This is a genomic window from Nocardia sp. 852002-51101_SCH5132738 (genome assembly GCF_001665695.1).
Classification (GTDB): Bacteria; Actinomycetota; Actinomycetes; order Mycobacteriales; family Mycobacteriaceae; genus Nocardia; species Nocardia nova.
The window spans coordinates 18,881-40,825 of sequence record NZ_LZML01000047.1 but is presented as its reverse complement, the minus strand read 5'-3'; the positions used below and the strand labels follow the sequence as shown (position 1 = coordinate 40,825).

At 64.9% G+C, this 21,945-nt stretch carries 23 protein-coding genes; 21 read left to right on the top strand and 2 right to left on the bottom strand.

All coding sequences use genetic code 11. The features are described from left to right. Window positions 1-7: 7 nt before the first annotated feature. Window positions 8-658 (bottom strand): lytic transglycosylase domain-containing protein, encoded by a 651-nt coding sequence (locus A5789_RS37675; RefSeq protein WP_227463145.1) that lies wholly within the window; start codon window positions 656-658, stop codon window positions 8-10. A gap of 684 nt (window positions 659-1,342) precedes the next feature. Between A5789_RS37675 and A5789_RS07305 the strand changes: the two genes are divergently transcribed. The 11 genes from A5789_RS07305 to A5789_RS07255 all read left to right on the top strand — a co-directional run bounded on the left by A5789_RS07305 (window position 1,343) and on the right by A5789_RS07255 (window position 11,556). Further along, window positions 1,343-2,350 (top strand): ABC transporter ATP-binding protein, encoded by a 1,008-nt coding sequence (locus tag A5789_RS07305; protein WP_064902831.1) that lies wholly within the window; start codon window positions 1,343-1,345, stop codon window positions 2,348-2,350. A 234-nt stretch (window positions 2,351-2,584) separates the two neighbouring features. Further along, on the top strand, window positions 2,585-2,782 hold the full coding sequence (locus A5789_RS07300) for a hypothetical protein (RefSeq protein WP_064902830.1): 198 nt from the start codon (window positions 2,585-2,587) through the stop codon (window positions 2,780-2,782). A gap of 330 nt (window positions 2,783-3,112) precedes the next feature. Continuing rightward, complete coding sequence (locus tag A5789_RS07295; RefSeq protein WP_321190271.1) at window positions 3,113-3,796, top strand: ABC transporter permease; 684 nt, start codon at window positions 3,113-3,115, stop codon at window positions 3,794-3,796. Beyond that, window positions 3,793-4,671 carry an ABC transporter permease gene (locus tag A5789_RS07290; protein WP_082940517.1) on the top strand — a complete coding sequence of 293 codons (879 nt, stop codon included), beginning with the start codon at window positions 3,793-3,795 and terminating at the stop codon, window positions 4,669-4,671. The genes A5789_RS07295 and A5789_RS07290 overlap by 4 nt, the downstream gene beginning before the upstream one ends. A 4-nt stretch (window positions 4,672-4,675) precedes the next feature. Further along, window positions 4,676-5,764, top strand: a complete 1,089-nt coding sequence (locus tag A5789_RS07285) for a hypothetical protein (protein WP_064902877.1) — start codon at window positions 4,676-4,678, stop codon at window positions 5,762-5,764. Continuing rightward, on the top strand, window positions 5,761-6,774 hold the full coding sequence (locus A5789_RS07280) for an MlaD family protein (protein ID WP_064927162.1): 1,014 nt from the start codon (window positions 5,761-5,763) through the stop codon (window positions 6,772-6,774). Before A5789_RS07285 ends, A5789_RS07280 begins: the two co-directional genes overlap by 4 nt. Continuing rightward, on the top strand, window positions 6,759-7,781 hold the full coding sequence (locus A5789_RS07275) for an MlaD family protein (RefSeq protein WP_082940516.1): 1,023 nt from the start codon (window positions 6,759-6,761) through the stop codon (window positions 7,779-7,781). The genes A5789_RS07280 and A5789_RS07275 overlap by 16 nt, the downstream gene beginning before the upstream one ends. A gap of 1 nt (window position 7,782) precedes the next feature. Beyond that, window positions 7,783-8,880, top strand: coding sequence for an MlaD family protein (locus A5789_RS07270; RefSeq protein WP_064902827.1), 1,098 nt, complete (start codon window positions 7,783-7,785; stop codon window positions 8,878-8,880). Then, on the top strand, window positions 8,877-9,881 hold the full coding sequence (locus A5789_RS07265) for an MlaD family protein (protein WP_064902826.1): 1,005 nt from the start codon (window positions 8,877-8,879) through the stop codon (window positions 9,879-9,881). The genes A5789_RS07270 and A5789_RS07265 overlap by 4 nt, the downstream gene beginning before the upstream one ends. Further along, window positions 9,878-10,834, top strand: coding sequence for an MlaD family protein (locus A5789_RS07260; protein WP_064902825.1), 957 nt, complete (start codon window positions 9,878-9,880; stop codon window positions 10,832-10,834). The genes A5789_RS07265 and A5789_RS07260 overlap by 4 nt, the downstream gene beginning before the upstream one ends. A gap of 56 nt (window positions 10,835-10,890) precedes the next feature. Further along, complete coding sequence (locus tag A5789_RS07255) at window positions 10,891-11,556, top strand: hypothetical protein (RefSeq protein WP_064902824.1); 666 nt, start codon at window positions 10,891-10,893, stop codon at window positions 11,554-11,556. A 95-nt stretch (window positions 11,557-11,651) separates the two neighbouring features. On the opposite strand, the gene A5789_RS07250 is transcribed toward A5789_RS07255, so the two are convergent. Beyond that, on the bottom strand, window positions 11,652-12,251 hold the full coding sequence (locus tag A5789_RS07250) for a TetR/AcrR family transcriptional regulator (protein WP_155525899.1): 600 nt from the start codon (window positions 12,249-12,251) through the stop codon (window positions 11,652-11,654). Window positions 12,252-12,340: 89 nt separating this feature from the next. Between A5789_RS07250 and A5789_RS07245 the strand changes: the two genes are divergently transcribed. The 10 genes from A5789_RS07245 (at window position 12,341) to A5789_RS07205 (ending at window position 21,942) form a co-directional block, all read left to right on the top strand. Beyond that, the gene (locus A5789_RS07245; RefSeq protein ID WP_064902822.1) at window positions 12,341-13,525 is read left to right on the top strand and encodes a Rieske 2Fe-2S domain-containing protein; all 1,185 of its coding nucleotides are present in this window, start codon (window positions 12,341-12,343) and stop codon (window positions 13,523-13,525) included. A gap of 6 nt (window positions 13,526-13,531) precedes the next feature. Then, entirely contained in the window at window positions 13,532-14,308 is a 777-nt protein-coding gene (locus A5789_RS07240; RefSeq protein WP_064923539.1) for an enoyl-CoA hydratase/isomerase family protein, read from the top strand. After that, a complete protein-coding gene (locus A5789_RS07235) occupies window positions 14,305-14,952 on the top strand; it encodes a PaaI family thioesterase (protein WP_064902820.1) in 648 nt (215 codons plus the stop codon). The genes A5789_RS07240 and A5789_RS07235 overlap by 4 nt, the downstream gene beginning before the upstream one ends. Beyond that, window positions 14,949-16,199 (top strand): CaiB/BaiF CoA-transferase family protein, encoded by a 1,251-nt coding sequence (locus A5789_RS07230; RefSeq protein ID WP_064902819.1) that lies wholly within the window; start codon window positions 14,949-14,951, stop codon window positions 16,197-16,199. The genes A5789_RS07235 and A5789_RS07230 overlap by 4 nt, the downstream gene beginning before the upstream one ends. Window positions 16,200-16,396: 197 nt before the next feature. Continuing rightward, the gene (locus A5789_RS07225) at window positions 16,397-17,938 is read left to right on the top strand and encodes a class I adenylate-forming enzyme family protein (RefSeq protein WP_064902818.1); all 1,542 of its coding nucleotides are present in this window, start codon (window positions 16,397-16,399) and stop codon (window positions 17,936-17,938) included. Window positions 17,939-18,225: 287 nt separating this feature from the next. Further along, window positions 18,226-18,411: a hypothetical protein gene (locus tag A5789_RS36350; protein ID WP_146100983.1), complete on the top strand. Its 186-nt coding sequence runs from the start codon at window positions 18,226-18,228 to the stop codon at window positions 18,409-18,411. Beyond that, window positions 18,408-19,895, top strand: a complete 1,488-nt coding sequence (locus tag A5789_RS07220; RefSeq protein ID WP_064902817.1) for an acetyl-CoA acetyltransferase — start codon at window positions 18,408-18,410, stop codon at window positions 19,893-19,895. The genes A5789_RS36350 and A5789_RS07220 overlap by 4 nt, the downstream gene beginning before the upstream one ends. A gap of 111 nt (window positions 19,896-20,006) precedes the next feature. Beyond that, the gene (locus tag A5789_RS07215; protein WP_064902816.1) at window positions 20,007-20,321 is read left to right on the top strand and encodes a hypothetical protein; all 315 of its coding nucleotides are present in this window, start codon (window positions 20,007-20,009) and stop codon (window positions 20,319-20,321) included. After that, the gene (locus A5789_RS07210) at window positions 20,318-20,761 is read left to right on the top strand and encodes a Zn-ribbon domain-containing OB-fold protein (RefSeq protein WP_369817504.1); all 444 of its coding nucleotides are present in this window, start codon (window positions 20,318-20,320) and stop codon (window positions 20,759-20,761) included. Before A5789_RS07215 ends, A5789_RS07210 begins: the two co-directional genes overlap by 4 nt. Further along, window positions 20,758-21,942 (top strand): hypothetical protein, encoded by a 1,185-nt coding sequence (locus A5789_RS07205; RefSeq protein ID WP_064902815.1) that lies wholly within the window; start codon window positions 20,758-20,760, stop codon window positions 21,940-21,942. Before A5789_RS07210 ends, A5789_RS07205 begins: the two co-directional genes overlap by 4 nt. Window positions 21,943-21,945: the final 3 nt, after the last annotated feature.

The following is a 21,945-nucleotide window of genomic DNA, read 5'->3' as shown; positions in this document are numbered from 1 at the left end:
GGGCGAGTCAGTGCGCCGGGGGAGGGCAGAAGATTCCGCACGGAATCGGGGGCAGCCCCGGGATCTGGATCATCGGTGCCAGTGACGGGGGTGCCGGTTCCGGAAGGGGCATGGGCGACGTGCCGGGTCCCCACATGGCGTCGGGAGGTGAGGGGTCGGCCGGTGGTGGTGCCGGTGTCGGATCGTCGTCGGCCGGCACGGTGGTAGGGCCAGTGGACTCCACCGGTGTGATGTCGGCCGGTCCGGTCACCTCTCCGGCGTAGATACTCGACCAGTTCAGCACGCTCGACGCGTAGGCCATGGAGTGGTTGTATCGCAGGACCGCGTGCAGGCGTTGGTGCGGATCGCGGAGATCGGCGCCGCCCGCGCAGAGGTACCGTCCGGCCGCCAGGGTCGCGTCGTAGATATTGTCGGGGTCGGCAATTCCGTCACCGTTGCCGTCGCTCGCCCATCGCTGCCAGGTGCTGGGAAGGAATTGCATCGGCCCGACGGCGCGTACGTAACCGTTGGCGGCTCTGATGATCTCGTTTCCCGCCAGCGTCCCGTCGAGCGCCGGGCCGAGGATGGGGGATCTCGTCCTGCCCTCGGCGTCGACGTCGCCGGACCTGGCATGTCCCGACTCGATCCGGCCTATTCCGGCCAGCAGATTCCATGTCACGCCACAGGCCGGTTCCGACTGCCGGAGTATCAATTCGGCGTTTCGGTACGCGGCCAGCACGTGGACCGGGATACCGGTTGCCGCGGCACCGGGCGCAGCGTCGCCAAAGACAGGCGGCGGATCGCCGGGGCCGATGGTCGGGACCGTCGGACCCGCATGGGGGCGCACGAGGGGAATCGCGGCGGGGACGAGCATGGGACCCGGTGCGCGAGCGACGCTATGTCGTTGTGTCCCTGCGTATTCCGCGACAACGTGGACATGGGTGCCATGAACAGTCGCTTCCCCGGCGGTGGCCGAGGATGCAGCGGCCAGGATGCCGGTGGCCGCGATCGCGGAAATCAGCGCCGGGGTGGGCCTGGGGTGGTGTCGATGCGCGGGTGTCGAATGCGCACGCCGATGTGGACGCATGGAGAAGCTCCTGGACTCGCGGATTTCGCTGTACGCCACCGCCGTTGACGACGACGCCTCCGGCGCCGCAACGGCGATGCCCCCTCGCTCGGTGCGGAAGACCTCCATCGAAGGAGATCAGGCAATATCATTGCACAGCTTCTGTGATCCGTCTAACGTTGGACGCTGTCCGTATTTTGTATCACAGCTCTGCGGTCGTCCGCTGTCCGTTCATTCGGGACCGACGGCCGACCCCGGCGGCACGATCGATGCGCCGGGCTCTGGCAAGGAGGCAAGATGGGTGTCGAGGTAAGTACCACCGGAATAACCAAACAGTTTGGCGCGCAGACTATTTGGCGTGATGTCAGCCTGACGTTGCCGGCCGGTGAGGTCAGTGTTCTGCTCGGCCCCTCGGGCACCGGCAAGTCGGTGTTCCTCAAATCGCTGATCGGCCTGTTGCGGCCGGAACGGGGATCGATCCATGTCGACGGGACCGACATCACCGCCTGTTCGACGTCGCAGCTGTACGAAATCCGCAAGCTGTTCGGGGTGCTGTTCCAGGACGGCGCGCTGTTCGGCTCGATGAGTTTGTTCGACAACGTCGCCTTCCCCTTGCGCGAGCACACCCGGAAGACGGAGTCGGAGATTCGCCGGATCGTGATGGAGAAGCTCGAGTTGACCGGCCTGCTCGGCGCGGAAGGCAAACTGCCCGGCGAGATTTCGGGTGGGATGCGCAAACGTGCCGGCCTTGCCCGAGCGCTGGTACTCGACCCGGAGGTCATTCTGGTCGACGAGCCGGATTCGGGTCTGGATCCGGTGCGGACCACCTACATCAGTCAGTTGTTCCTCGACATCAACGCGCAGATCGATGCCACGTTCCTGATCGTCACGCACAACATCAATCTGGCCCGAACGGTGCCCGACAACATCGGCATGCTCTTCCGTCGCGAATTGGTCATGTTCGGTCCCCGCGAGGTTCTGCTCACCTCCGATGAGCCTGTCGTCCGGCAATTCCTGAACGGTCGGATGGTGGGGCCGATCGGGATGTCGGAGGAGAAGGACGAGGCGCAGAAGGCTCGCGAACAAGCGCTCGTCGATGCCGGGCACCACTCCGGTGGCGTGGAGGAGATCGAGGGAATCGTCCCGCAGATGCAGGCAACCCCCGGGATGCCGGAGCGACGTGCGGTCGGCAGGCGCCGAGCTCGGGTGCGCGAGATTCTTCCGACGTTGCCGCCTGCCGCGCGAGCCGCGGTGGAAGCCAGTTTCTCGGAGGGGCCGGCGTCCTCTGTGCCGTCGAGAACCTGAGCCCCGCCACCGTGGACTGCGGAGCGAGCGACGAATCGGAAACCGAGCTGTTTTACAAAGGACGATTGACGTAAAGCGTAAAATGAAGTAAGTTTGCTGTGAGCCACGACACGTGCTGCACCCTCGGAGTCTTGGATCACAACGGCGTGATCGAGCGGAATCTCGGAGGTTGCCGTGGCTTACTGCTCGCCCGTCGAACGGCGAACGCGGTCTCGTGAATCGGAGTATCGAACAATGACGCTCGAAGGCAATGTCGCCGAACCGATCGGGAATTCTGCGATCGTTCTTCCGGTCCGGAATCTGTGCCGTGTGTCGCACCGGCATCCGTCCCGAGAAACGCACCGCGCCGGAATTCCGCTCGACCGTCACGGGACCGCGCAGGAACTTTCATTTCGCGTGTTCGCCAAGGAATTTCGCATTCTCGAAGGGTGAAATTCCGGCTCCCGCGACTCTCACCACACTATTTACCGCACATCGCACTCGGCGACGCAATCGCCGCATGCGTCGACGTCTACGGAGGGAGGTGCCCACCCGATGAGTATTACGCAGGCACCGATAATCGCCCCGCGCCTACCCGCATCGGGCAGACCGACCCGGCCCCGCGAGGACGGCGCCCCACCGGCAGTATCGCCGTCTCGCTCCGCACGACTGTTCGCACATCTGCGGCAGGCGCCGTTGGACAGTCTTGCGACACTGGGTCGATCGGCACACCTGACCGGCGCCGTGGTGCGCTACTCGGTGGTGGATACCGTCCGGTTGCGCATGCCCGTGCACGAGCTCGTCGAACAGATGTGGTTGCTGCTCAAGGTCACTGCGTTGCCGGCGCTGCTGATGGCCATCCCGATCGGCGCCGAAGTCTCGGTGCAGGTCGGCGGCATCATGAATCAGGTCGGTGCCAATTCGCTCGCCGGCGCGGCGAGCGGTCTGGGCGTGGTCGGCCAAGGTGCGCCGATGGCGGCGGGCCTGTTGATGAGTGGCGCGGCAGCCTCGGCGATCGCCTCCGATCTGGGGGCCCGGTCGATCCGGGAAGAAATCGACGCCATGCGGGTGATGGGCGTTGATCCGGTCGAACGGCTGGTGATGCCGCGTTTCCTCGCCATGATCGCAATCGCACCCGTGTTGTGCATCATCATCATCGCCGCGGGCGTATTCGCCGGACTGATCATTTCCGCGAACGTCAATCATGTTGTGCCGGGCAGTTTCTGGCAGTCGTTCGGCGCGTTCGCGACGCCGACGGACCTCGCCTTCTCGGTGCTCAAAGCGCTCGTCTTCGCCGCGATCGTCGTGCTGATCGCGAGCCTGCGAGGTCTCGAAGCGAAAGGCGGCCCCAAGGGGGTGGCGAATGCCGTCAACGCATCCGTCGTGCTGAGCGTGTTCTGCATCTTCATGACGAACCTGCTCATCAGTCAATTGCAGATGATGTTCTTCCCGGCTCGGTTGGCATGACGATGAGCACACCATCGCAATCCTCGTATACCCTGCCCGCCCTCACGGCCCGATCGATCCGCGCGGTGGCGCGTGGGATCACCGACTTCGTCGGCGAGATCGGCCAGGTGGCGATCTTCATCGGCAAAACGCTGTACCTGCTGCCGGTGACGATTCGCCACTACCGCAAACAGACGCTCAAGACGATGAACAACATGGCCTGGGGAAGTGGGTCGCTGATCGTCGACGGCGGCGTGGTCAGCCTGATGTTCTTCCTCGGCGTCGCCGTGGGAGCCGTGGTCGCGATCGAGGCGTTCATGGCCTTGAATCTGCTGGGCTTCGGTGCGCTGACCGGAATCATCGGCTCGTTCGGCAATATCCGCGTGATCGCCCCGATCATCACCGGAATCGGGTTCGCCGCGCAGGCCGGCTGCCGAATGACCGCGGAAATCGGCGCGATGCGCATCTCCGAAGAAATCGACGCCACCGAATCCATGGGACTGCGGGCTATTCCGTTCGTGGTCGGGACCCGGCTCGTCGGCGGAATGCTCGTCGTGCTGCCCGGCTACCTGATGGCATTGGTGATCGCCTTCTTCACCGGCGGAATAATCGTCAAGGTCTTCCACCACCAACCGCCCGGAACCTACGACCACTATTTCGCTCAATTCCTGAGCTGGCCCGATCTCACGGCCTCGGTGATCAAGGCGGTGGCTTTCTGCGCGGTGGTGACCTTGATCCATTGCTACTACGGCTATTTCGCCTCCGGCGGACCGGCCGGGGTGGGCGCCGCTTCCGGTCGCGCAATCCGGGCCAGCCTCGTCGCGATCGTCGTTATGAATTTCGCTATGACAGTGGCCATCTGGGGCCTGAGCCCCCTGCTGGTATTCAAAGGATAAGGTGATGGCCAAGACTCGCAATCAGGACTTCCTGCGCGGAACCGACCGACACCAGAAGCGTCTCGTCGAATTGGCGGCCGTCGGCGTCGCCCTCGGGATCGCCGCAGTGCTCGTCGTCGTGCTGTGGGTGTATCCGCGCGTGCACAAGCCGGCAGGTCTCGCGCTGAACGTCGACGTACCGTACGTCGGTCCGGGCGTCGGCACCGGAACGAAGGTGATTTTGCACGGCGCGGAGATCGGCGAGATCACGCGTCTGGAAAAGACCACACCGGGCACGGTGCGCATGAGTTTGCAACTGCAGGAAGGCATTTCCTCCCGCCTCACCGATGACTTCGAGCTCGATTTCCGGCCGCAGAACTACTTCGGCATCACCGCGGTGGATCTCATCGCCCATCCGGAGGGCAACCGGCTGGTCGCGGGCAGCACATTGAACAAGACGCCGACCGGTGACTTCACCATGTCGACGATGCTGGAGAAGGGTTCGCTGGCGATCGACGGCACCTTGACCCAGTCGATGGTCACCACGCTGAACAAGGTGATTCGCTATACCGACGGACTGACCCCGCTGATTCAATCCGGAATCGTGTTCGCCGATCGGGTGGCGGCCACCCAGCAGGCGATGCCCACCGAGCTGATGCGTTATGCGGACGACATTCTCGCGGTGATGCCGGCGTTCAGCACTCAAGCGGTCGACGCGCTCTACAACGTCTACGACAGCAAATACAATCGTCGGCCGGACGGCTCGGTCGGTGTCGACGACGACTTCATGGACAAAACCGACGAAGGCCTCGGCCTGGCCGCCAACAGCCTGTTCGGCAAGGCAGGTCACCTGCTCGCGTCGCACGGTTCGGAACTGACGCCGGTCACCCAGCTCGTGCAGGCGATGACCGATGTCGTTCCGCACATTCTGGGCGGCGGCGCGGTGCCGGGCGAGTTGACGACGCTCATCGACCGCTACAACGCCGCGTTCACCGGTAGCGACGGCAAGAAGACGCTCAACCTGAGAATCATCGTCGATGACCTGCCGATGTTCGCCACACCCTTGGCGCTGACCGGGATTCCGGCCGCGCCGGCCGGGGAGGAGCACCGATGAGTCCACGCACGAAGATGTTCCTCACACTCGGAAAGCTCGCGACCGCAGCGGTCCTGGCGGTGGTGCTGTTCTCCATCATTCTCAGCGCGATCAAAAACCCTGTGCGGGGTGACACCCGAAGCTACAGCGCCGAGTTCACCGACGTGTCGGGGCTGCACGTCAATGGGGACATCCGAACGAAAGGTGTTCGGATCGGCAAGGTTTCGGCCATCGACCTCACCCGCAGAAACGGGGCGAGCACAGCCGAGGTGACGTTCTCACTCGAGAAGCCGTACGAGTTGCGGGACACTACGGTTCTGGCCGTCAAATACCAGAACCTCACCGGTATCCGATATGTCGACCTCGAGGAACCGGAGCAGTCGGGACGCGCCGTGCACCACCTCGGAACCGACCGTACCCGCCCGTCGTTCGACATCACTCAGTTGTTCAACGGCCTGCAACCGGTCCTGAGCACGATGAGTACCGACGAGGTCAACACCTTCATGCAGAACGCCATCACCCTCCTGCAGGGCGACGGCACCGGTCTGGCGCCGATGCTCGACAGCGTGCAGAAACTGACCGACCTGGCGCACGATCGCGAACAAGTCATCTCGACACTCGTCACGAACTTGTCGCGGATCTCCGACTCGATGGGCGGAAAGTCACCGCAGGTCATGGAATTCATGAAATCGCTGAGTTTCCCCATCGCGAAAGCGATGACCGTACTGGGCGAGTTTCCCAAAACGGCCAAGTTCGGCCCCGAATTTCTCACCCCCGTACATCAGCTGATCACCGAACTCGGGTTTTCCCGCGACGTGGACGTGGACAAACTGCTCACCCAGGCGTTCGCCTCCCTGCCCCAGGCCGCCGACGCGCTGCGGCTGTTACCGGTCGCCCTGGCCGGCCTGCAGATGCCGCAGACCACGGCCGCACCGCAGGCGATGAACTGCACGCACGGCATCGCCGAACTCCCCACGGAGGTCGAAGTTTTGCTCAACGGAAGCGAGGTCGTGGTATGCAAAGCTCACTGACGAGCGGACCGCGCCGCGGCTCGATGCGGAATGTGATCCGGCGAGTCGCCGGGAGTGAAGTTCTGCTCGGAACGGTCGTGGTTGTCACCGCGGTTGTCGCTCTGGGTGCGACCACCGTCTTCTACACCCATCCGGTCGGGCAACGCAGTGTCTCCTTCGAAACCACCGATGCCTCGGCGCTGTCGACCGGGCAGGAGGTCCGAGTAGCCGGCATCACCGTCGGTAAGGTCGACAAGGTGTCCTTGCGGCCGGACACGGTTCTGGTCGAGGCCCGTATCTCCGCCGACACCTTCATCGGTGACGACTCCCGTGTCGAGGTCCGCATGCTCACCCCGGTCGGTGGGTACGCGGTCACCATCGTGCCCCTCGGGCGCGGTGCACTCGGCTCGCGCGTGATACCGGCCGATCACGTCACCGTTCCGTATTCGATCGGGGACGTTCTCCAGGCCGCGCCGCACGTGACCGACAAGGTCGACGGCAGCACCGTCGACGCGAATATCGACCAGTTCGCCCAAGCGCTGCAACACAATTCGACCTCCTTCGCCTCGGTGATCTCGGGAATGAACAGCATCGCCTCCGTCATGGATCGGCAGCGTTCTCAGATCGAGCAGATCACGGGGCTGGCCTCGGACTATTTGAAGACGTTCAACGGCAGCCGCGACTTCGTCTTCGACCTGATCCGCCAGATCGATGTCGTCGTCTCCACCTACGACAACGCGCACGCCGGATTCAACGAGGCATACAGCTTGCTCGGTGACGTTCTGATGCGACTGCAACCGGAAATGAAGTTCTTCCTCGATCACAAAGATCAGGTGCGCGACGCGGTCGAGAAGGTGAAGACATCGATCGAGAGTTTCACCACGAATATGGGCCCGGCGATCGACAAGCTACGGGATCTGCGCGCTCAGCTCGAGGCCTGGCTCACCCCTCAGGGGCTGGCGACGGTGGCCGGCGGCACGGTTCTGGCGACGGATATCTGTGTTCCTCTTCCCGGGCGGACGTGCTGAGTTGACGATCAACAGGAAGTATCTGATCGGTGCGGGATCGGTCGTTGCGCTCGCACTCGTCGGCGGCGTCGGCTTCACGGTCGTCGACCCGGATGGCGCGAAATCGGTCTCAGGGTTCTGTGCGCAGATGCCGGATGCGGTCGGCCTCTACCCCGGTAACCCGGTGACCCAGATGGGATTTCAGGTCGGGCGCGTCGACAAGATCGAGCCGGAGGGCGACCACGTGCACGTGACGTTCTCCCTCGACGGGGGACGACGGTTTCCCGCCGATGTGCGCGTGGTGACGCGCTCGAAATCCATCCTCGCCGATCGCAGCGTCGAATTGGTTGGCAACTACCATTCCGGGCCCGAACTCGCTGCCGGACAGTGCATCCCGCAACAGCACAGCTTCACCCCCAAGAGCATTTCCGAGATCGCGGGCTCGGCAGCGGATTTCATCGATGCGCTGAGTCCGGACGACAACAAGGAAAGCTTCGAGAAGGCGGTCTCGGGATTCGAGCAGGCGCTGCGCGGCCAGGGTGACAATGCCCGTGCCTTGATGTTGCACGCCTCCGCGGCGGCAGCGAGCCCCGACCAGCTCACCGCCGACCTCGGCGCCATCATCGAGAACATGGCGCCCTTGACGGACGAAGCGCTGCAACGGTGGCCGGCGATTCGATCCATCCTGGATCAGATGCCGGGGGTGGTTGCCGCGGGCATCGATCTGTGGCCCGGGGTCGTCGACGTCTGTGTGGGCGTCGGCTGGCTGGTCAACGTCCTGCACGAAATTCAGGTCAACTACGGCGGCGATATCTGGCCGTTGCTGCAGGGACCGGTCGCGGACGCGATCCACCTGGCCGCGAGTAGATCCAAAGACATTGCCGGCCTGCTGAATTCGATACCTGCCGTCGCGGCGCTGTTGCGACAGCAGGCAGCCGGCGACGGCGGCATGTCGATCGATTACCGTCCGCCGACCGTCCAGGTCGATTCTCCGGCTGCTCCCGCTCTGTGCGAGGCGGCGAACCGGGCGGCTCCGGGCAGCTGCTCGGCCACCGAGGGGCAGGTTCAGTTCTCGATCGCCGGCCTGTTGGACATGGTGCTCGCGAAAGGTCAGCGATGAAGACGAACATACGGTGGAAGGCCGGCGCCGCGGCAACCGTGTTCGGGTGCGGTCTGCTCGCTACATCCGCGTGCTCGGTCGGGCCCGACGATCTGCCCTCGGTCCGCGGTGGTGTCGGCGCGAGCTACCAGCTCGATCTGCACTTCGCCAGCACGATGAATCTGCCGACGGGCGCGGATGTGATGATGGACGGCCTCCGCGTCGGCGAGGTCGAAAACCTCACCGCAGCGGGGAAATTCGTCAGTGTCAGAGCCAAGGTGAAGGAGGGGACGAAGGTTCCCGCCGACGTTCACGCGGTCATCCGCCAGAACACTCTGCTGGGCGATACCTACATCGCGCTCGACCACGGCGCCGTCGTGCAGGGCCCTTACCTGCAGCCGGGCGCGACGGTGAACGTCGACCACACCAGTTCACCGCCGCAGCTGGAAGACACCATGGCGGTGCTGGCCTACTTCGTCAACGGCGGCAGCATCCAGAAGATCGAAGACGCCATGACAGGTATCAACCGTGTCATGCCCGCGCCCGGAGACGTGCAGCGGCTGGCCACCGTCGTAGCCGGTGATATGCGCGATCTGGCGGGCGACACCGGTGAAATCGACCGAATGCTGGGCGGTTTCGCGGCGACCGGTGCGGCGATCGACGACAAGGGGCAGGTTCTGTCGACTCTGTTCTCGCAGCAGAGCGTGCACTACTGGCGCCGCACGGCAGTGAACATCGTGTCCTACATCAGCCAGATTCTGCCCTCCGTCGGAAGTGTGTACGAAGGCGGCCTCTGGATGGTGCCCATGCTGAACTCGCTGGCCGACACCGGAGGCGTCGGCCGCGCCATCTGGGATCAGGCGCCGGCCGATACGGCGAAACTGTCGGACTTCCTGCGCACGACTCTGCTCCCGTTCGCGCAGAACCCCTCGGTGAACATTCGCTCGATCGACACCGCCTCCGGTGACCGCATCGTTTCCGACGTCGAAAATCTGCTGCGCATGCTGGGAGCGGTGAAATGAACCTCAAAACTGTCGCATCCGTCGCCGGCATGGCCGTCATCGCCGCTTCCTCGTTCGTCTATCTGAACCACATCGGCTTGAACACCGGAATCCTGGACCACGTCCACACCGCGAATATGGCGGTGCCGGACACCAACGGACTCGTCGTCGGATCTCGAGTGTTGCTGCGCGGGGTGGCTATCGGGCACGTCACCGCCATCACGCCGTCGCCCGACCACACGGAGATTTCGTGGAATTACGATGACGAATACCGGATCCCGATGGACAGCAGATTCCGGGTCGACAATCTCTCCGCGCTGGGCGAGGCCTACGTGTCGGTGTTGCCGACGACAGCGGCCGGACCGTATCTGACCAACGGGGCGACCGTTTCCGCCGCTCACGTGGTGGTGCCCACCACGTTCCAGGAATTGTCGGCCCGGCTGACCCGCATGCTCGAACAGGTCGAACCGGACCGGATTCGTGACATCTTCACGACCGTCGACGTCGCGTTGCCCGACGACCCATGGGTGCTCAACGACTTGTCACACGCGGGCGAACTCCTCGCCAGAACTCTCACCCAGCGATCGGGGGATCTGACGCAATTGCTCACACAGTTGCAGCCGCTGCTGCAGAGCACCGGCACGGTGCCCGGTGATCTTGCCGCGGCCACCCCGCGGCTGGCCGAGTTCGGTTCGGGATTCACCGATGTGCTCGGAGGAGTGTATTTCGCGGCGTCGTTCGGCCCGCTCACGAGTATCAAGGACGGGGCGGCACCCCTGATCGACCAGCTGCAGACATTCCTCGACAAGACCTCCGGCGACCTGCACACCCTCGGTGTGGATCTGTTGCCCGGCGTCCGCGCCGGTGCCGCGGCGATGTCGACGGTCGACGTCGGCCGCTTCCTCGACAACGCATTGGCTTCGACCGTCTCGGGCGACGCGGTCACCGTTCACATCCGACCGCCGGGGAGGTAGCCCCTGAACCAGCACCGGCAGCGACCACTGACCACCCGCGTTCGAAGAAGGCAAACATGACTCACTCCACCCCGATACTCACCGATCCCGAACCCGTCGACTCCGCACCGTCGTCGGCTCCCGGGCCGGACGACACGTCCCGCCGTTCCTCGCCGCTGACCTCCGCCCTGCGCCGGGTATCGCCACGTGGCGAGTCGACGGTCACCGTGAAAGCCGTCGTCCTCGGCGCGCTGATCCTCGTTCTCGCCGCCGCGGTCGCCGTGCTCGGCTGGCAAGTGAACGACAAGGCCGGACAGATCGATGCCGCGCGGGCCGAGCGGGCGAGCGCCGCGCACGCCGAGCAGGTCGCACTCGACTACGCCACGGCCGCCGCCGAGATGAATTTTCAAGACCTCGCCTCCTGGCGGTCCCGACTGACCAAAGGCACCAGCCCGGAGCTATCGAATCGTCTGACTCAGGCGGCCGGCTCCATGGAGCAGATCATCACTCCGCTGCAATGGGTGTCGACGGCGAAACCTGTTGCGGCCAAGGTGCGATCGGACAACAACGGCATCTACGCCGTGGATTGTTTCGTCAGCGTGCTGACCAAGAACAGCCAAGCGCCGGAAGGTATCCAGTCGACGGCGACCTATCAGCTCACCCTGGACAGTCACAACCAGTGGACGATCACCGACATCGGGGGAATCGGGTCCGCCCTGGGCGCAGGGAACGCCCCACGCTGACGAACCCGCCCGGGCCCGCCACACGCCGCGATCGGCGACGGGCCCGGGCGTGCGGTTCCATCGCCGGCTGGGGTGAAGGAAACGGTCGACCCGCGTCAGGGGAGGAGGGCGGGAAGCAGGAATGTGCGCAGTTGCGCCCGGATGTCGTCGAGTTCGTCGGCGTCACCGGTTGCTCCCTGACTGATGAACTGGATTTCCAGTTGTGAGATCCACTCGCACAGCAGCCGGATATCGAGATCGGCGCGGATCGCACCGGCGGCCTGTGCCGTGGCGAATACGGGCTCCCACAATTCGTAGGTCAGCTCGATCGCTCGGCCCGATTCGGTAAGCAACCGTGCGGCCAGCACCATTTCTTCGGGCGAGACCAGCCGATGCACCATCGGGTCACGGCGGCCGCGCCGGATGTCCTCGCAGATGCCCTCGACGACGCGATCCTCGATGGTCGGCCACCGCGCGATGAACTCGCGCGCGGAATCCATATTCGCGCGGGCTCGGCGCACCACGGATTCGGTGACGAGCGCGTCGCGGTCGGTGAAATAGCGGTACACGGTGGCCCTGGAACTCGCCGCCGCCCTCGCCACGTCCTCCATGGTGGTGGCGGCGATGCCGAGCCGGGCGAAGCAGGATTCCGCCGCGGCGAGGATGGCCGAGCGCGTGTCGGTAGAACGTTCGGTGGCCGTGCCGCGTCCTGTCACGATGACAACTGTACCAAGCAGAGCGGTAAAACCGAAAGTCTTTAGATAAGACGCTAGACAAAAATTGTCTCGTGTGTCAGTCTCGGACGATGGAGCGCGACGAGAAGATCAGGCTCACGCGGCGGCTCATCGCCCACGTGGACAACAACACCACCGATTACGCGGAAGACGTTCTCCGCGTGCCGTTTTCGGTATTCGACGATCCCGAGCTCGCGGAGAAGGAGCGCGCCGTGGTGCGAGGCTTTCCGCATATCGTGGCGCATGTCGACGAGCTCCGGAAGGCCGGCGATTTTCTGACCACCGAGCTGATCGGGACTCCGCTTCTGGTGGTCGGGCAGAGCGACGGCAGCGTTCGGGCCTTTTCCAACGTCTGCCGTCATCGCGGGTCCAAGGTGGAATTCGCCGAATCCGGATGCAAACGCGTGTTCGCGTGTCCCTATCACAACTGGTCCTACGGCAAGGACGGATCGTTGCGAGGGATGCCGCACGCCGAAGGTTTCGAGGGAATGGATCGCGGCGAATTCGGCTTGGTCGAATTTCCCTGCGAGGTGCGACACGGCCTGGTCTGGGTTGTTCCCACCGTCGGCGCCGACCTGGATATCGCCGCGGTGCTGGGCGACAAACACGATGCCGAGGTCACCGACACGGGAATCGGAGACTCGTATCAGGTGCGCAAGGAGACCTGGCGGCTGGAGATGAACTGGAAGATCGCGGTCGACGGCGTGCAGGATTCGTATCACCTGTGCCAGTTGCACACCAAAACCGTGTGCAACTACCTCGAAGGCAATATCACCGCCTTCGATCCGGTCGGCCGCTCCTGGCGATTGGTGGTGGCGCGCAAGGCGATTATCGAGGTGCGCGACGCCGATCCCGATTCCTTCGACGTCCGCGACTACTCGCTGGCGAACTACACGATCTATCCGGGCACCATGCTCGTCACCGAACCGAACCACTTCGAAATCTGGACGATCGTGCCCGACGCCGTCGATCCGAACGTCAGCTACTGCACCATTCGACTGCTGTCACCGCACAAGCCGCGGACACCGCGCGAAGAGCGGATTCTCGAGAAGAACTGGGACCTGCTGATGGAGACGCTGCACGACGAGGACTGGTTCGTCACCAAGACGATCACCGAGAATGCCGCCCACGGTCAGGTCGAGGAATTGATCTACGGCCGAAACGAGCTGCCCGGCCAGGTATTTCACAAGATGGTCGCCGGTGATGTCGCACGGCTCGAGTCCGCTGCGCCGGCCCCTTCGGCCGGTCGGCGGTAGTCGTCGATGGCCGACGAGGACGTGCGTTCGGACCGTCCGGCGCCGGGAGTGCTGCGGTTGACGCTCGACCGTCCACACGCGCACAACGCGATCTCGATTGCGATGCAGCGGCAGGTGGATGCCTTGCTCTCCGACGCCGCCGCCGACGATTCGGTGCGAGTGGTGGTTCTGGCGGGCGCCGGCGACCGGGCGTTCTGCGCCGGCTACGACCTGAAGGAACTGGCGGCGATGACGCCGCGGGATGCGGCGGCGTCGATGGCCGAACGCGACGAACTGCTCTGGCGCTACCTCAGCTTTCCGAAACCGACGGTGGCCGCCGTCGACGGCATGGCCTACGGCGCCGGAACCCTGTACGCCGCATGTTCGGACCTGCGCGTCGGCGGCCCGAATACCAGTATGGCGGTCAGTGCGGCCAAATACGGGGGAGTGAACCTCACGTGGTTGCTCGACACCCTGATCGGCGCTGCCCGTGCACGAGACATGCTGATGACTGCACGAGCTGTGCCGGGCCGCGAGGCCTATGCCATGGGCCTGCTCACGCGATACGACGCCGAGGTGTCCACGGCAGCATTACGGACGGCCGAAGACATTGCGGCACAACCGCCCGACGGTCTCCGGCATATCAAACACCTGTTGCTCGCCGGACCGGGGCGAACCCTGCGCTCGCGCTACGACCACGAAACCTCGGTCGTGCGTGCGGCGCTCGGACAGCGGCCTGTCACAGAGATGTTCTCGACGTTCTTTTCCGCCGGCGCGGCCTCGAAGACGAGGGGTGATTCGTGAATCCTGACATCTGGAATCCCGGTTGGGACGACCCCTTCACACCAACCGTCGGCACCATCGACGAATACACCGACCTGATCGAAGCGCTTCGCGCCGTCCAGGAGGCGGTCACACGCAGTAAGCCGACACCCCTCGCGGCCGCGACGGCGGCCGCACGGCTGCGCGAAATCGCCTCGGCCATGGCCTCGTTCGAGGTCGACGAGGATGAGCAGATCGCAGGCAAGCGGTGGGAATCGGCCGGACACGGCCAAGCGCTGACGCCGCCGATACATCTGGACCGGATCACCGAATCCGCGGCGATCGGCCGGGTCACAGTCGAACGCTTCCACTCGGGGCGGTACGCCATGAACGGCGGTGTCGCGCCACTGATCTTCGACGAAATCATGGCCAGACTCGCCAACCACAACCGCCCGTGGGGACGTACCGCTCGTTTGGAGGTCAGCTTCCGCGCCCCGGCGCCTCTGCACACCGAATTGACCGTGACGGCGCGGTTGGCCGGACAGGTCGGACGCAAGCGCCTCCTGCGCGGGACGCTGCACCACGGCGCAGTGCTGCTGGCAGAGGCCGAGGGGTTGTGGATCGAGCTGAAACCCGAACAGACACACGATATTTCGAAGAAGTGGAAAGAAGGTGTCGCCGGATGAGCGGCTACTCCCTGCTGAACGGCCTGCGTGTGCTCGAGGTGGCCCAGCTGGCGCCGTCCTCGCTCGGTGGGCACCTGGCCGACCTCGGCGCCGAGGTGATCAAGATCGAATCGGGTCCGCTGGGCGATCCGGTGCGGGTCGGTGGAAGTCGCGCGATCGGTGATCCGGACGGCCCGGCCTTCATGCACCTGAGGTGGAATCGCGGGAAGAAGTCGGTCGCGCTCGACCTGCGATCGGCCGAGGGCGCGCGGGCGTTTCTCGATCTCGCGCGATCGTGCGACGCGGTGATCGAAGGTATGCGGGGCGGTTACCTGGACTGGCTCGGAATCGGATTCGATCGCCTCCGCGAGGTGAATCCGGCGATCGTGCTGTGCACCGTATCCGGGATGGGAACCGATGGGCCGTACCGCGGTCTGGGCACCGGTGGTCCGGTATTCGACGCGTACGCGGGTCTGCGTGAGGTCGAAACTCCGGAACAGCCACCGGCGCAGGGGATTGCGGGTTCGACCAGTCCGCCGATCGCCATGTACGCCCTCGGTGCCTACGGTGCGATGGGGCTGCTCGCCGCACTGCACCGGGCGGCGGCCACCGGGACCGGCTGCCGGATCGAGGTGTCGGGTATCGATGTGGCCGCCGCGTGGATGCCGGACCTGACCGACGCGGAACTCAACCGGGACCGCTCCATCCCGCGGCCGACGTGGCTGCCCGACGGCCGGCTGCCGGACTGGCCGCGGCTCGAGGCGTACCGGACCAAGGACGGCAAAGCGATGCTGTTCGGATCTCACGTGGAAAAGTTCTGGCGCAATTTCCTGACCGCGGTGGGGCGCGAGGATCTCGCGGACGTGGATCTCACGACCGCCGATGCCGGGGCGCCCGCGCGCGCGCAGTACGTATGGCGAGCGCTGAAAGATATTTTCGCGCAACGGACCCGGGACGAATGGGTGGAACTGTTCCTGGTGCACGGAATTGCCGGTGGACCGGTGAATACCGTCGCGGAGATGGTTGCCGACCCGCATTTCCGAGCCAGAGACAACACCTACCGAATCGAATACGACGGCGTCGGAGAACTCGAATTCGTGACCAGTCCGGTGCGCGTCGCGGGGGAGAATTTCGCACCGGCGCTCCCGCCGGCGGCAGGAGCGGATACCGGCCGCGTGCTGCGCGAAGTAGCCGGGTACGACGATGATCGCATCGCCGCGGCGGCGGATCGGCATCTGCTCGAGATGGTGCGCGAGAGGGATAGCTGAACCCTTCGAACCGAATCGACACTCACGCGAAATACGTTGTGTGAGTGTCATTCTCGTGCTTATTCGACATTCCACGAGAAATGGGTTCGGCATTGCGCGAAAAACCTATAGATGTTAGATTTACTGCTGTGCAGTGACGGTGGTCACATCTGCCGATGTTCGGGTCCGATCCGGCCCGGGAATGACGAGGAGCTCGAATGAATCTTGCGGATCTGACGCGTTATTGGGGCAAGACCCGACCCCGTCAGCAGGCGATCGTTTTCGGCGATTCCGTCGAAACCTGGTCCGAACTGGATGCGGTCACCGATGCGCTGGCCCGCGGCCTGGCCGCGCGGGGCGTCGGCAAGGGGGACCGGGTCGCGGTGATGATGCTCAATCGGCCCGAGCTGGCGCACCTCATGCTCGCAACCTTGAAGCTGGGTGCAATCTGCGTCCCGCTCAATTTCCGGCTCACCGCGAAGGAGCTGGCACCGATGGTGGCCGATTGCGCGCCGCGAATCGTCGTCGTCGAGGACGATCTCGCGCACTTGCTGGAGGTGGCCGCGGCGCAGACGCCGTTCGAGATCTATGCGCTCGGCGGTAGCGCGCATCGCCCCTACGATGCGTTGATCGACCCGGGTGTTGCGCCGAGAGTGGATATCGCGGCCGATGACGGTGCCTTCATCTGCTACACCTCGGGAACGACTGGTGTACAGAAAGGTGCGCTGGTAACCCACCGCAGCGCGATGGCGCCGGGGATCTCGCAAACCATGATCTACGGTTTCAGCGCGCGCGATCGGGTGCTGTGCTCGGCGCCGCTGGTGTTCACGGGATCGGTGCTGTCGATCTTCATGCAACTGGTCGTCGTGCCGGGTTCGACCATGGTGCTGCTGCGGGAGTACGACCCGGAGATCGCGTTGGACGCCCTCGAACGTGAACGGATCACCGCCACCACGACGGTGCCGGTCATCTGGGAGCGGATGACGACGCTCCGCGATTTCGGAACTCGCACATTCGCGAATTTCACCTTCGCCGCTACCGGAGGTGCGCCGGTCGGCCTCGATCTGGTGGAGTTCTATCGAGATCACGGTATCCCGCTCACCCAGGTGTACGGATTGACCGAGGCGTCGGGAATGGTCGCGACACTCAACTACGAAGACGCCGTGCCGCGTCCCGGGTATGCCGGGCTCGCTTTGGTCGGCACGCAGGTCAAGATCGGTGATCCCGGTGTCGATACTCCCGCCGGTGAGGTCGGTGAGATTCTGGTACGCGGCGAGCATGTGATGCAGGAATACTGGAACAAACCCGAGGCGACCGCCGCCACTTTGGTGGACGGCTGGTTGCGCACCGGTGATCTCGGCCTGCAGGACGAAGCCGGGTACCTCAAGATCGTCGACCGGAGCAAGGACATGTTGATCTCCGGTGGTTTGAACGTCTACCCCGCGGAAATCGAGAAGGTGCTCCATCGCATCGAGGGCGTGGCCGATCTCGCTGTCATCGGTGTCAAGGACGAGCGGTGGGGTGAGGTTCCGATGGTGGTCTTCCACAGTGATCGCCCGGCCGCCGAGGTCATCGCTGAGATCGCGATCCTCGCCGGAGACAATCTCGCGAAGTTCAAGCGGCCGAAACACGCTGTCGCACTGAGTGAACCGCTGCCGCGAACGTTTTCCGGGAAGCTGGCCAAGCCGGTGCTGCGAACGCGTTTTCCGGAGGCGCCGGCCGATGCTTCGGTGATTCATGACGTCACCGCTACCGCCTGAGACGGGTCGTATCGCCGTGGTCACCGGCGGCGGGCGCGGCGGAGCCTGAAAACCCTCTGCTCGACCGCGGCGGCAAGGCCGGGAAAACATCGCTGATAGATCGACGATTCAGTCCCCACCTTGAGTTTTTAATCTAAAGGTATTAGCTTTATCGGTAGGTGGCGGGCGCGTGTCGCGCAGCCGTCGTCGACGATTCGAGGGAAAGTCCGACCTATGTCCGACCTGATCCGAACCGAGCGTCCCCGCCCATCTACCGAAACCGACGACAGGACAACGAATTCGATGACGTGTATGCACGAGGGGCCGGCGCGGTGAAGGTCGGCGTGACGGCCGGACGCTGGGATGCGCAACCACCTCGGCGGATGGAGCGGGCGATCGCCGGTTGGAAGCCGGCCTGTTCGGCGACACTCGTTCTCGGCGGCCGGCCGCGCCCGCAGTCGCGTGAGCGGATCATCGAGGCGGTGCGCGCATGAGCCTGGATCCGCGTACTCCGGTACTCGTCGGCGGCGGTCAGATCAACGACCGCGAAGGCGGCTGCGAGCCGGTCGATCTGATCGTCTACGCCGCCTCCCGCGCGGCGACCGAGGCCGGTAGCAGCCGGCTGCTGGAGTTGGTCGATTCCGTGCGAATCGTCGGACTGTTGTCGTGGCGCTACCGTGATCCCGGCGCACTGGTCGCGCAGCGAATCGGAGCGAACCCCCGCCACACCGGCTATACCGGCAGTGGCGGCAGTACGCCGCAAGTTCTGGTCAACCAGGCCGCGGAGGATATCGCCGCCGGGCGCTGCGATGTCGTCCTGGTCGGCGGTGCCGAATCCTGGCGTACGCGAATGACCCTGCGCGCACAGGGAATACGGCCGGACTGGACGGTGCAGGACGAGTCGGTTCCCGCGGCGCCGATGCTGGTTCCGGAAGTGCCGATGCGATCGGAGGCGGAACAGCGCGCCGGACTCGACCGGCCCGCCTACATCTATCCGCTGTTCGAACAGGCGTTGCGCATCTCGGCCGGCCGGTCGACGGACAAGCACCGCGACGCGATCGCGGCGTTGTGGTCCCGATTCAGCGACGTGGCCGCGCACAACCCGCACGCCTGGACACAACGGGCGTACACCGCGGCCGAGATCGCCACGCCCTCCGCGGCCAACCGGTGGATCGCTGCGCCCTATACCAAGCTCATGAATTCGAACAATATGGTCGAGCAGGGCGCAGCGGTGCTGTTGTGTTCGGTGGAAACAGCTCGGCGACTGGGCATTCCGCGAGAGAACTGGGTCTTCCTGCACGCCGGTACCGAAGCGCACGACACCTACGACGTCGCCGAACGCGCCGCCCTGGACCGCTCGCCCGCGATCCGGCACGCGGGCGCCCGCGCACTCGAACTCGCGGGAATCGGAATCGACGATGTCGGCCACATCGATGTGTACTCGTGCTTTCCCTCGGCCGTACAGGTCGCGGCGCGCGAACTCGGGCTTCCCCTCGATGATCCGGGCCGGCCGCTCACCGTCACCGGCGGGCTGACGTTCGCCGGTGGGCCGTGGAACAACTACAGCACCCACGCGATCGCGACCCTGGCGACCCGGTTGCGCCGGTCGCCGGGCAGCTACGGACTGTTGACCGCCAACGGCGGCTACCTGACCAAGCACGCCTTCGGCGTCTACCGAACCGAACCGCCCCGCAACGGTTTTCGCCGTGACGATGTCCAACCGCGCGTGGACCTCGACCCGCGGGTGCGGTCGCATCCCGCCTATGCGGGCCGCGCCGCGACCGAGTCGTGGACGGTGGTCTACAACCGCGAAGGTGATCCGGAGCGGGGCCTGCTGGCCGCGCGCACCCCGGACGGGGGACGCGCACTGGCGTCGACCGGCGACGCAAGCACAGTCGAGCGCATGGCGAATGCGGATGTCGCCGGCGAACAGGTCGAGATCAGCGCCGAGGGCGCCTTCCGATTCGTTACCGGCTAGCCGAATCGGCATGTCGGCAGTGGTCGAGCATTGACCACCTAAACCTAAAGGCTTAAGGTAAAAATATGCGCGGCGTATCACGTCGCGCCAGGGGAAACGAGGAGAACTCGAATGCCTGATCAGGACTTTCGTGAACTGTACGAGCGTCACGTAGGTGCCGTCGCGAGCGGTGATTTCACAGCGGCCCTCGCCGATATGGTGCAGGAGAATCTGCCCACCGTATTCGACGGGGTATCGGTGCCGCGCGGGATAGTGAACGGTGTCGAGATCCGCGATGTGCGGGCCGTGGACGGCAAACAGATCGGTGAAACGGTCTATACGACACCCGAGGGTGTGATCGGTCTGCGCTCGATCTGGGAACTGCGCGAGGGTCAGTGGAAAGCGGCCGCGCTGGAGAATTTCACGGTTTCCGGAGAATCGCTGTGACGGACACGGTGTCGGAATTGCCGTGGGGGCCGGCACCGGACGGCCTGGACCTCCCATATTGGGAAGGGCTGACCGTCGGTGAATTGCGCTTGCAGCACTGCGGCAATTGCGGGGAATGGATCTGGGGCCCGCAGTGGATCTGTGCGGCGTGCCACACCTTCGATCCGGAATGGACGGCCGTCGATCCGGTGGGCACGGTGTACAGCTGGGCTCGCAGCCACTATCCCTTCATCACCGAACTCGCCGACCGGGTGCCGTACGTGACGATCCTGGTGGAACTGCCCGGCGCCGGAAATCGGCGAGTCCTGGGCCTTCTCGTCGACGACGACGCGAATGTGCGCATCGGCGACCGCGTGACCGGACATGTCGAACGGGATCCGGGTGCGACGTGGCCGCTGTTGCGGTGGCGGCGAGTCGAGGCCGAAGGAGCGGGGGCATGAGCCGAATGACATTGCGCGGGGCGGCGGCAGTCGTCGGAATGGCGGAGCTGCACTACAAGCGCGGCGAGGCACCCCACGGCGAGCTGCGGATGACGTTGGAAGCCATCGTCGCCGCATGCGCCGATGCCGGAATCTCACCTCACACGATCGACGGGTTCGTCTCCTACGCGGGCGGCGGGCACGACGGTGCGGTGCTCGGCGGCGCCCTGGGAGTGGACGACGTGCGGTGGTCGAACATGATGTGGGGCGGTGGTGGCGGAACGGTCGCCGCGGCGATCAACAACGCCGCGGTCGCCATCGCCTCCGGCCAAGCGGAGACGGTAGTGGTCTACCGCTCGATGGCGCAGGAGGACACGGGCCGGCTGGGCTATGCGAAATACTTCTACGGCCCGCACTATCTGGCTCACGGCGTCGGTTCGCCCGCTCAAGTCTGCGCTCTGCGTACCCAACGCCTGCTCGAGCACGACGGTGTACCCCGTGAAGCGATGCGGGCATTGGTGCTGGCGGCCTACCGGCACGCGCAGAACAACCCGACCGCCGCCGGTTACGGCAGGCCCCTGGACGAGGCCACCTACGAGGCCTCCCGCATGATCACCGAGCCGTTCCACCTGTTCGATTGCTCACGCGAGAGCGACGGCGCGGTCGCGCTGGTGCTCGTCTCCGGCGACCGGGCACGGTTCATGCGTCCGGACGCCGCCTACGTGCTCGCGGGAGCACAGGGCGCGCCGGGCGGATACTCCGCGATCATCGACAACGACGATCTCTACACCAGCGCCGGGTATGCCGGGCGCCCCGGTCGCCCGGGCGTCGCCGACCGCCTGTGGGCCGCGGCGGGACTGACGCACGACGACGTGGACGTGGTCCAGGTCTACGAGAACTTCAGTGGCCCCGCCGTCGCCGCGTTGATCGATCACGGATTCGCGCCGGCCGGACCGGCGGCCGGGGATGTGCTGACCGTCGACAACATGACCGCCGGCATCGGGAAGCTGCCGGTCAACACGAGCGGCGGCAATATCGCCGACTCGTTCGTCAACGGGATGGGCCTCGCCGTCGAAGCGGTACGCCAGATCCGCGGAACGTCGACGAACCCTGTTCCGGGAGCGCGGGTTTCGCTGTTCATCGGAGGCCCGATGGCCCCACTGGTCAGCTCGACGCTGTTCGGCCACGAAGACACACTCTGACCC